The sequence below is a fragment of the Actinomadura sp. NPDC049382 genome, assembly GCF_040677125.1.
GTDB classification, from domain to species: domain Bacteria; phylum Actinomycetota; class Actinomycetes; order Streptosporangiales; family Streptosporangiaceae; genus Spirillospora; species Spirillospora geliboluensis.
In genome coordinates, this window is the sequence record NZ_JBFARO010000005.1 from 51716 (window position 1) to 61954 (window position 10239).

The window sequence follows — 10239 nt, forward strand, 5'->3', positions numbered from 1 at the left end:
TCCCGGGCGGCCCCACCCGCTTCTACTCCTCCACCTTCGTCAGCTCGATCGTCTCCGCCTCGAACCCGGGGCCCTTCTTGCTCACCGGCCACACCGTCACCCGGTACGTCGCCTGCACCAGCGCACGCCGCGTCCCCAGCGGCAGCGCCTCGAACGCCTCCTCGTCGATCCCCGCGTGCTCCAGCAGCAGCCGCGACCGCGCCGACATCGCGATCGCCGCGCGCTTCTCCGCGATCCGCCGCGCGAACCCCGCGATCGACTCCGCCAGCAGCTCCGGCCGGATGTGCGGATTGTCGACCAGCGTCGCCAAGGTCTGCTCCGCCGCCGCCTTCCGCGCCTCCAGTTCCGTGATCTCCGCCGCCGCGCCCTCGTCGGCCGGCGTCGCCAGCTCCGCGATGTACGCCTCATCCGCCAGCAGCTCGATGACATGCCCGACCACGTACCGGTCCAGGTACTCCTGCGCGCGGTGCGTCTTGCGGCACCCCGGCGTCACGCACCCGTACCCGATGAGCTGCCTCCCGCGCGCGTTGTGCCGGATCGTGACCGGGTTCCCGCACGGCCCGCACACGGCCAGATTGGACAGCAGGTGCGTGCGCGCGTTGGTGGCGTAGGAGAACGCCGCCGCCCGGCCCTCCAGCACCGCACGTACCGCCTCCCACCGCTCCCGCGCCTTCGCCAGGTCGTCGGCCAGGACCGGCTCCCACCCGGCCCGCGACTCCCCGTCCGGCATCAGCCCCGCCACCCTGGGCCGCAGCATCATCTTCTTGATCGTCCCGTGGGTCCACTGCGCGCCCGTCACCGTGCGCAGGCCCCGTGCGTCCCAGTCGCGGCCGATCTGCCCCGCGCCCTCACCGGCCAGCAGGCGCTCCGCGCACTCGCGCATCAGCGCCACCTCATCCGGGCGGTGCGTCACCCCGTCCGGCTCGAACCCGAACGGCCGGCCGCCGCGGCCGCCCTTGCGGACAATGCCCTGCTTGCGCCGGCGGGCGTGCCCGTCCTTCATCCGGCGGGACATGTGGTCGATCTCGTTCTTGGCGCGCGCGACCATCCACCGGAGCATCATCTGGTGGTCGGGGTCGGCGAGGTTGTAGGTGCCCGTCGGGGACACCAGGACGATGCCGCGTTCGGCGCCGGCGTCGAGGAGATCCTCCAAATCGCGGGGCTGCCGGACGAGACGGTCGCCGTGGTAGATCGCGACCATGTCCAGTTCGCCGGAACGGATCGCGGTCACCAGCGCGTCCCATCCTGGGCGCCTGCGGTCTCTCCGCCACGCCGACTTGGAGTTGTCCTTGTAGACGTGCTGGTAGGCGACGGTCGCGGCGGCGGGGAGGATCCGGCGGCAGACGCGTTCCTGCTCGTCAACGTGGGTGGTGTCGCCCATGACGGCCAGGGACAGGCGGCAGTAGATACCGGCCCGGGGGGTTGCGTGCTCCATGCCGCGAGTGTACGTTACGCGGAGAACTTGGCAGGCTCCATGTTGCCGCCGGTGACGAGGCAGCCGTAGTCGCGGAACACCACGCCGCACAGCAGGTGCAGGCCGGAGTGGGTGCGCATCAGGGCGGTGCGGCGGTCGTCCTCGACGGCGGCCTGGACGACGGTCCCGGCGGGCGGGACCGGGTCGTCCTCCACCGGGATGAGGACCAGGTCGTCGCCCTTGCGGACGCCCGCGATCCGGGTCTGGACGCCCTGCCACAGCAGGACGCCGTGGTCCGGCGGCTGCCCGCCGCCGCCGGGGTAGAAGGCGGAGCGGTCGAGGACGATGCCGTCCGGGCCCGCGTCGAGGACGACGGCCTCCCAGTCCCGCAGCGCCTGATCGTCCAGTTCCAGCCGGGTGGTGCGTCCGAGGGTCTCGCTCATGGCCTCACGGTAGAGGTCACCAGGGTCCGTAGGGGCCGGATCGGGAACCGCCGCGGCCGCCGTTCTTCTTCTTGTACGGGGCGACGGCGGGCCGGACGTCCGCCAGGTAGACGGCGGCGGCGATGAACGCGGCGACCGGCAGGATGCCGATCAGCAGCGCGATGGGGCTGGCGCCGAGCGCCGCCGGCGCGACCGCGTACGCGGCGCCGACGACCGTCGCGACGATCAGCACGATCATCCAGAGCCGCTTGCGCCACTTGCCCGCCGCGGCGTAGGCGCCCTCGGGCACGGTCAGCGAGTCGATCAGCGCCCACGCCTCCATCACGAAGGCGATGATCAGCAGCAGCCAGAAGAAGTAGTCCAGCACATTGAAGCCCTCCACGGCTATCAGCGCTCCTGCTCGTCTCGGACGGCGACTCTCGTCGCTCACACGGCTCGTCGCTCACATGGCTCGCCGGCTCGCACGGCGTCTTCCACCCCAACCCTATGCGCACTGTCCAGAGGGGCGGACGGCCGCGCGCCGACCTGCTGGAACAGACGAAGGAGCCCGGCCGGATGTTCCCGGCCGGGCCCCTCACGGCGGCGCCGTTACTTCTTCGCGGTGGTGCGGCTCTGCCGGGCGGTCCCGTTGGCGCGGCGCTGCGGCGCGGTGCGGGTCCGGGCGGCGGGCTTCGGCTCGGGCTCGGTGATCTCGGCGACCTGGACGGCCTCGCGGTTCACGACCTTGCGGCCCCGCTCGGTGAGCTCGTCGATGAACTCGACGGCGCGGGTGCCGAAGTGCGTGGCGTACGCGACCGCGGCGCCCGGCAGGTCCTTGGCCTCGACGCGCTGCTGGTAGCGGGAGACCTCGCCGCGGTAGCGGTCCACGGTCTCGCGGACCTGCTCGCGGTAGCGGTCCACCTGCCCGGGGACCTCACGGAGCTTCTCGACCGCGAAGTCGCCGGCGCCGGCCACGGTGTAGACGGCCTTGTTCTCTCGGAGGTTGCTGGCCAGCGTCATCCGACCTCTTCCTTTCCATGGGAATCATGCGGCTCTGATGGTTCCGGCGCGTCCCGGTCGTCCGGGGCCGCCGTGTCGGCGAACCCGGTGCCGGTCGCTCCGGTGGCCTCGTTCTCCTTGAGGAACGACGCGTAGATGTCGAGCAGGACCTGCTTCTGCCGCTCGGTGAGCAGGAGGTCGGCCCGGACGGCCGCCATCACGTCGGTGTCGGCCTCGCGGTCCTCAAGGATGCCGGCCTGCACGTACAGCGCCTCGGCGGAGATCCGCAGCCCCTTGGCGATCTGCTGCAGGATCTCGGCGCTCGGCTTGCGCAGGCCGCGCTCGATCTGGCTCAGGTACGGGTTGGAGATGCCCGAGACGTCCGCGAGCTGGCGCAGCGAGATCTTCGCGCGCGTGCGCTGTTCCCGGATGTACTCCCCGATGGAGCCGACCTTCGAACTTGCCATGTCTCCACCCTGCGTCATGGTGCTTGCAATTGCAAGCGCCCTTGCTAGCACTTCGTGGTGAATCGCCTCACATGCCGGAAAGGTCGGAAAGGCGAGGTCAGCTGACCTTGGAGGACGGCGCGATCCAGGTGTTGCAGACGGTCAGGTCGCGGCCGTTGAAGCCGGTCACCACCCAGCCCGCGTAGTGGCGCCCGGAGCCGTGGTCGCGCTCCTCCACCGGCTTGCGGTCCTCGCCGCGGCCCCGCACGTCCATGATCATCGCGACGTACTGCTCCCGGGTCATCGGCAGCGTGGACCGCTCCGAGCCGAGGAACGCGCCCGCGAAGCACTGCGCCTGCAGCTCGATGCGGCGGCTCGCCTCGTTGCCGGTCGCGGTGTCGCCCGTCTCGATCTGCCGGTCGCCGTAGAGCAGGATGCCCGCGCGGTCCTGGACGTGGTGCCCGTACTCGTGCGCGATCACCCGCGCGTACACGGCGTAGTGGGACAGGGGCTCGCCGCCCGACGTCTCCACCACGTGCTCCAGGCCGACGTACATCGTGTTGTTCGCCGGGCAGTAGAACGCGGACGCGCCAGGCGCCGGGTAGGTGCCGCAGGGGCTGCGCCCCGGGTTCACCCAGAACACGCGGTTGGGCTTGTTGAACGAGATCCCGGCCTTCTGGAACTGCTTGGTCCACGCGGTGTCCAGGCAGTCGCTGAGGGTGTCCATGAACTGGCGCATCGAGTCGGCGGACGGCAGGATGCGCGGCAGCCGGCAGCTCACCGACGTCAGCGGCCCGCTCTTGTACAGCTTGCTGTCGGTGGCCTTCTCCTTGGGCGACATCGACTCGGCGCCGCGGCCGGACGAGGTGCTCGTCCCCGTTCCGCCCGCGCCCTGCGTCCCGCCGAGCACGGAGAGCACCACGATCGCCAGCACGACCAGGGCCGTCAGCCCGCCGAAGATGCCCGCGATCGTCCCGCCCGCGCTGCGGCGCGGCGGCGGGCGCATCGGGACGTACCGGTACTGCGGCTGCCCGTAGGCAGGCTGCCCGTACCCCGGCCCGTACCCCGGGCCGCCCGGCGGCTGCGCACCGTAGGGCGGCACGCCGTGCGGGGGCCCGCCATAAGGGGGACGGCCGTACGGCGGGGCCGGTGGCCGCGACGATGGTGGCGGCGGGGGGTATTGACCTGCCATAGCGCAGAATCATCGCACGCGTTCCCGATACTATTTGCGGCCATGTCTGCTCTTGCGGCGTTGTTCCGGTTCCGGCCAGTCGTCCTGACGATGTCGGCCGCGGTGTCGGCCGTGGCGCTGAGCCCCGTCATGACCACCCCCGCCGTAGCGGCGGGGCCGGGCGCCGGGACGGCCGCCCCGGCGGAGCGGGTGCTCAAGGACGAGGTCGTCCTCACCGCCGGCAAGGGCGGGACCGTCAAGGTGAAGGAGACGGTCGTCTACCGGTTCGCCGGGCAGAAGGGCTTCCAGCGGGCGTTCCAGACCCGCGTCCACGAGAGCCTCAGCGAGGACCGCGTCTACAAGCTGGACAACCTGCGGGCGAGCAGCCCCGACGGCGGGCCGACGCGGGTCAGTACGTCCGAGGGCGAGACGCGCACGACCGTCAAGGTCAGCGGCACCGGCGCACTGAACGGCAACCGCACCGTGGTGCTGGAGTACGACCTGCGCGGCGCGATCACCCCGATGGGCGGCGCGGAGGAGTTGCGCTGGCCGGTGATCGGCGGCTGGAAGGTCCCGGTGGACGAGGCCAAGGCCGTCGTGGACGGCGGCGCGATGATCCGCAGCGTCAACTGCTTCACCGGGCCGATCGGCAGCACGATCGGCTGCACGCAGTACTACACGAACCACACGCACACGCAGGGCGTCTACGCCCAGCAGGGCATGCTGCCCGGCGAGTACCTGACGGTCGTCGCGGGCCTGCCCGCGGGCACGACCGGCGGCAAGGCGCTCTACGAGCGGCGGCACACGCTCGCGACCGCGTTCTCCGTCAACGCCGTGACCGGCTCCGTGCTCGCCGGCCTGCTGGTGCTGCTGGTCGGCGGCGTCGCCGCCCTCTACCTGCTGCGCGGCCGGGACGCCCGGGTCGTGGGCAAGAAGGCCGCCGAGGGCGACCAGGCGCCGGTCGCCGGGGCCGAGTTCGAGCCGCCGGACGGGGTGCGGCCCGGCCAGATCGGCACGCTGATCGACGAGCAGGCCGACGTGATCGACGTGACCGCGACGATCGTCGACCTCGCCGTGCGCGGCTACCTGCTGATCGAGGAGGAGGACCGGGCCCGCACCGGCCGCCTCGACTGGACGCTGCGCCGCCTCGACCGCCCGCAGGTCGACCTCCTCCCCTACGAGCGGATCCTGCTGGACGCGCTGCTCACCGCCCCCGACGGGACGGGCCGCGACGCGGTGAAGCTGTCGGAGCTCGGCGGGACGTTCGCGACGAAGCTGGCGCAGGTCAGGTCCGCGATGTACGACGACGTGGTGAAGCAGGGCTGGTTCGCGCGCCGCCCGGACACCGTCCGGTCCCGCTGGACGGTCGCCGGCATCCTCGTGACGCTGCTCGGCATCGGCGCGACGGTCGCGCTGGCGCTCACCACCGAGTGGGCCCTCGCCGGCCTCGCGCTGATCATCGCGGGCGCGGCGCTGGCCTATGGCGGCCAGTTCATGCCGGCGAAGACGGCGCGCGGCGCGACGGTGCTCGCGCACACGATCGGGTTCCGGGCGTTCCTGGAGCGCGGCGCCGTCCCGGACGGGGACGCCGTCGCGTCCCGGCAGCGGATCGCGCTGTTCTCCCGCTTCCTTCCGTACGCGGTCGTGTTCGGCACCGTCCCCAAATGGGCGGAGACGGTCAAGGACGCGGGCGAGCAGGGCGCCGACAACCTCTACTGGTACGAGGGCCCGGCCGAGTGGGACCTGTCGAAGTTCGCCGAGTCGATGCGCACGTTCACGCTGGCCACCTCCGGGTCCATCTCGCAGTCGCGCGGGTTGTGACCGGGCGCCGGGCGGGCACGGGCGGTTAACCGCCTGACGCGGGGTAGGTGCCGGGGCGAGGAGGTGTCGCCTCATGTTCCTGGCAGACCAGCTCCCCCCGCCCGGCGGCAGCGACCTCGGGACCTCCTGGTTCTTCTACGTGGGGCCGGCCGTCATCTTCCTCGCGGTCGTCTTCTGGGTGGTCGTCACCCTCACCGCGTCCCGCAAGCCGCCGCGCAGCCGGAGGACGATGGGCGGCCTGCCCAACCGCGGGCCCGTCCAGGGCGGGGTCATCCAGGGCAGCCCGTCCCAGCGGACGCGCCGCGACCCCGCGCCGTCGGTGACGCATCGCGAGGTCATGGAGCACATCGAGCAGGCCCGCGCCGAGGAGGAGGCCGTCCAGCGGCCCGAACCGCCGCGGAAGGGACGCAGGCGGAAGCGGCGGCGCCTGTTCGGCGGACGCTGACCCCGCCGACCCGGCCGGCCTCGACCGCCCCTGATCACCCCACGTAAGATGTCTGACGTCTTACTTGGGAGGGTTCGTGGGATTGAGTCCCGTTTCCAGCGGCTCGACGGTGGACGCCGTGCTGGAGCAGCTCCAAGCGCAGGTCAGCGCCGGCTCCTGGCCGGTCGGCGAGCGGATCCCGGCGGAGACCGACCTCGCCGCCCAGCTCGGCGTGAGCCGTCCGGCCGTCCGCGAGGCGATCCGGGCGCTGTCGCACGTCGGGGTGCTGGAGGTGCGGCGCGGCGACGGGACGTACGTGCGCAGCAGCGCCGACCCGCGCCCGCTGCTGCGCCGGGTCGCGCGGGCGTCGGCGCGGGACGTGTTCGAGGTGCAGCTCGCCTACGACGTCCAGGCGGCCCGGCTCGCGGCCCGCAGGCGCACCGCCGCCGACCTGGAGCGGCTGGAACTGCTGCTGCGCGCCCGCGACGAGGCGACCGAGCCGGACGCGTTCGGCGCCGCCGACGCGCGGTTCCACCTGGGGGTCGCGGAGGCGTCCCGGAACCCGGTCCTCATCGAGGCGATGCGGTACTTCATCGACCGGCTGCACGAGTCGATGCGCGCGATCCGGCTCGACCACGACGTCCCCGAGGCGGGCCCGGCCCGGCACCGCGCCGTGCTGGACGCGATCGCGGCGGGCGACCCGGAGGCGGCGGCGTCGGCCGCGGCGGCCGTCGCCGAGCCGACCCTCACCGTCCTGGAGTCCCTGCTCGGCGAGGGGACCGCGCGCGGCGAGGCGGCCCCGTGACGGCGCGGCGCGCCGGGCTGGCCGGCTCCCTGCTCATGATCGTCCTGGTGGCGGTCAACCTGCGGCCGGCGATCGCGGCGGTCGGCCCGGTGCTGACCGAGATCAGCGACGAGTTCGGGCTGTCCGGGACGGCGGCGGGCGCGCTGACCACCCTCCCGCTGGTCTTCTTCGGCTCCTACGGGCTGGTCGCGGCGTTCCTGCCGCGGGCGCCGCGCGGCGAGACGCTGCTGGTCAGCGCGATGGCGCTGCTGGTCGGCGGGCTGCTGCTGCGGCTGCTGGACGGCTCCGCGGCGCTGTTCGCCGGGTCGCTGGTCGCCGGGATCGCGATCAGCATCGGCAACATCGCGATGCCGGGCATCATCAAGCGCGACCATCCCGCCCGGATCACCACGGTGACGGCGGTCTACACGGTCGCGGTGACGGCCGGGGCGTCGCTGTCGTCGGGGTTCGCGGTGCCCGTCGAGCACGCCTTCGACTCCGGCTGGCGGCTGCCGCTCGGCCTGCTCGCGGTCCCCGCCGCGCTGGCCGGGCTGCTGTGGGTGCCGCGGGCGCGCCGCGCGGCGCACGCGGCCCGGTCGGCGCCGCCCGCGGCGCACCGGCGCGGCGTCACGGCGCTGGTGTGGCGGTCGGGCCTCGCCTGGCACGTCACGGTGTTCATGGGCCTGCAGTCGCTGCTCGCCTACGTGGTACTCGGCTGGCTGCCGACGATCTGCCAGGACCGCGGGATGGACGAGGCCGCCGCCGGCTACGTGCTCGCCCTGACGTCGGGGGTCCAGGCGATCGGGTCGCTGGCCGTCCCGGTGCTGGCGCGCCGGACGCGCGACCAGCGCCCGCTGGTGGTCGCCACGGCGGTGCTGGCCCTGGTCGGCTTCGCCGGGACGACGTGGGCGCCGATCGGGTCGGTGTGGGGCTGGGCGGTGGTCCTCGGCTTCGGCCAGGGCCTCGGGTTCGCCACCGCGCTGTCGTTCATCGGGCTCCGCGCCCACGACGCGCAGGTCGCGGCGCAGCTGTCCGGGATGGCGCAGGGCGTCGGCTACGTCATCGCGGCGCTCGGCCCGCTCGCGCTCGGCGCGCTGCACGACGCCACCGGCGGCTGGAGCGTTCCGATGGCGGGCGTGCTCGCGGTGTGCGCCGCCATGGCGGTGCCCGGGGTGGCGGCGGGCCGCCTCCGCACGGTCGGTGCCCCTTCCGCGCCTTCCGAGGGGGTTAACTCGCATATCAGCGGACACATCCCTAATTGACCCCGTGTTGGGGCCGATACGCCATCGGGAGGTGACCACGATGCTCGCCGCGACTCTTGCCGAGACGGCCACGCCCAGCGTCGCGCTCAGGTGGGTGTGGATCATCATTGTGGTGGGCACTGTGCTGACGGTCGCCCGTCTCTACATGACCCGGACGGCGTCGTCCCGGAAGATCCATCCCGACCGCCGGAACGACCAGGAGAACCACCGCGGCATGGAGCAGGGCGGAATGTACACCTACCGGCCGGGGATGTTCTCCCACAGCTACCCGCCGGCGCGGGACGGCCAGTGGGAGGAGTTCCGCAAGGACAACCCGCAGCCCGGCCGCGAACCGAAGAAGGTGTGGCCGGACGGCATCCTCTACGAGCAGACGGTCTTCAAGGAGGAGATCGAGCAGCTCAAGCGCACGCCCGAGACCCGCTAGGACGCGCCTAGGACGCGCCGCCCGGCACGCTGCCGCGCGGCGCGTTCCGGCTAGAACACGTCGGGCGCGGGACGGACTGCGCCCACGACGCCGTCCCCGCCCCGAACCTCGACCACGGCCAGCTCCTCCAGGCCCGGCTCGTCGAGGCCGAGGGCCCGCAGCAGCGCCACGGTGACGGGGGTCCGCGCGCGCATCGCCCCGTCGTCGATCTTCACGGCGCCCGCCCGGCCGTCGGTGTACGCGAACGCGTCCACGCCTTCGGCGCCGCACTTGACGAGCAGGCCGGGAACGGCGTCCATGAGCTGCCGCTCCTCGCGCCGGGTGCCGGACGTCCACTGCGGGTGGGTGCGCATCGCGTCCGCCACGCGCCGCTCGGGGCTGCCCGGCGCGGCGAGCACCAGCGCCCGGAACGCCCGCGCGACCCCGACCGTGGACACCGCGAACAGCGGCGCCCCGCACCCGTCCACGCCGACGGCGGCGACCGGCTCCCCGGCCAGTTCCTCGACGACCTCCCGCACCGCCTCCTGCAGCGGGTGCGCGGGGTCGAGGTAGGTCTCCTTCGGCCAGCCCGCCGCGACGCACGTCGCCAGCATCGCGGCGTGCTTGCCGGAGCAGTTCATCCGCATCCGGGACGGGCCGCCGCCCTGCCGCGCGACCGCCTGCTGCGCCTCGGGGTCGATCGGCCAGCTCTGCGGGCACCGCAGGTCGTCGGCGACCAGCCCGGCGCCGGCGAGGATCTTCTCGGCGCCCTCGACGTGGAAGTCCTCCCCGGAGTGGCTGCCGGCCGCCAGCGCGAGCAGCTCGTCGTCCAGGCCGAGCCCGCTCCGCAGCATCGCGACGGCCTGCATCGGCTTGTTGGCCGACCGCGGGAAGATCGCCGCCTCGGGCTCCCCCGCCCGCACCGCGACCGCGCCGTCCGCCGCGATCCCGACCGCCGCCCCCCGGTGCCGCGACTCCACGAACCCGGAGCGCTCCACTTCCACCAGCACAGGATTCACGTTCACCGCACCCTCCACTCCAGCCCGCGGGTCCCCGCCCGGTCACGCAGGGTCAACTACCCCGCCCACCGCAC

12 protein-coding genes are annotated in these 10239 nt (G+C 73.2%); 5 read left to right on the forward strand and 7 right to left on the reverse strand.

All coding sequences use genetic code 11. The features are described 5' to 3' along the window. Positions 1-22 precede the first annotated feature (22 nt). The 6 genes from AB0K34_RS05125 to AB0K34_RS05150 form a co-directional block, all read right to left on the reverse strand. Positions 23-1435: a recombinase family protein gene (locus tag AB0K34_RS05125; RefSeq protein WP_364545748.1), complete on the reverse strand. Its 1413-nt coding sequence runs from the start codon at positions 1433-1435 to the stop codon at positions 23-25. A gap of 14 nt (positions 1436-1449) precedes the next feature. After that, entirely contained in the window at positions 1450-1857 is a 408-nt protein-coding gene (locus AB0K34_RS05130) for an alanyl-tRNA editing protein (RefSeq protein WP_364545751.1), read from the reverse strand. Between the two features lie 16 nt (positions 1858-1873). Then, a complete protein-coding gene (locus tag AB0K34_RS05135) occupies positions 1874-2239 on the reverse strand; it encodes a DUF2516 family protein (protein ID WP_240808380.1) in 366 nt (121 codons plus the stop codon). Between the two features lie 206 nt (positions 2240-2445). After that, complete coding sequence (locus tag AB0K34_RS05140; protein ID WP_138640262.1) at positions 2446-2856, reverse strand: hypothetical protein; 411 nt, start codon at positions 2854-2856, stop codon at positions 2446-2448. Beyond that, positions 2853-3302: a helix-turn-helix transcriptional regulator gene (locus AB0K34_RS05145; protein ID WP_301177567.1), complete on the reverse strand. Its 450-nt coding sequence runs from the start codon at positions 3300-3302 to the stop codon at positions 2853-2855. Before AB0K34_RS05145 ends, AB0K34_RS05140 begins: the two co-directional genes overlap by 4 nt. Before the next feature lie 97 nt (positions 3303-3399). Continuing rightward, entirely contained in the window at positions 3400-4383 is a 984-nt protein-coding gene (locus AB0K34_RS05150; RefSeq protein WP_301177568.1) for a neutral zinc metallopeptidase, read from the reverse strand. A 132-nt stretch (positions 4384-4515) separates the two neighbouring features. Between AB0K34_RS05150 and AB0K34_RS05155 the strand changes: the two genes are divergently transcribed. From AB0K34_RS05155 to AB0K34_RS05175, 5 genes are all read left to right on the forward strand, one after another. Beyond that, entirely contained in the window at positions 4516-6273 is a 1758-nt protein-coding gene (locus tag AB0K34_RS05155; protein WP_301177569.1) for a DUF2207 domain-containing protein, read from the forward strand. A 73-nt stretch (positions 6274-6346) separates the two neighbouring features. Beyond that, on the forward strand, positions 6347-6718 hold the full coding sequence (locus AB0K34_RS05160; protein ID WP_138640260.1) for a hypothetical protein: 372 nt from the start codon (positions 6347-6349) through the stop codon (positions 6716-6718). Between the two features lie 76 nt (positions 6719-6794). After that, positions 6795-7502: an FCD domain-containing protein gene (locus tag AB0K34_RS05165; RefSeq protein ID WP_205719549.1), complete on the forward strand. Its 708-nt coding sequence runs from the start codon at positions 6795-6797 to the stop codon at positions 7500-7502. Further along, complete coding sequence (locus tag AB0K34_RS05170) at positions 7499-8743, forward strand: MFS transporter (protein WP_138640259.1); 1245 nt, start codon at positions 7499-7501, stop codon at positions 8741-8743. Before AB0K34_RS05165 ends, AB0K34_RS05170 begins: the two co-directional genes overlap by 4 nt. Positions 8744-8783: 40 nt before the next feature. Continuing rightward, positions 8784-9167, forward strand: a complete 384-nt coding sequence (locus AB0K34_RS05175) for a hypothetical protein (RefSeq protein WP_171069335.1) — start codon at positions 8784-8786, stop codon at positions 9165-9167. Between the two features lie 50 nt (positions 9168-9217). Here the strand turns inward: AB0K34_RS05175 and AB0K34_RS05180 are convergent, their stop codons facing one another. Further along, positions 9218-10171 (reverse strand): asparaginase, encoded by a 954-nt coding sequence (locus tag AB0K34_RS05180; protein ID WP_301177361.1) that lies wholly within the window; start codon positions 10169-10171, stop codon positions 9218-9220. Positions 10172-10239: the final 68 nt, after the last annotated feature.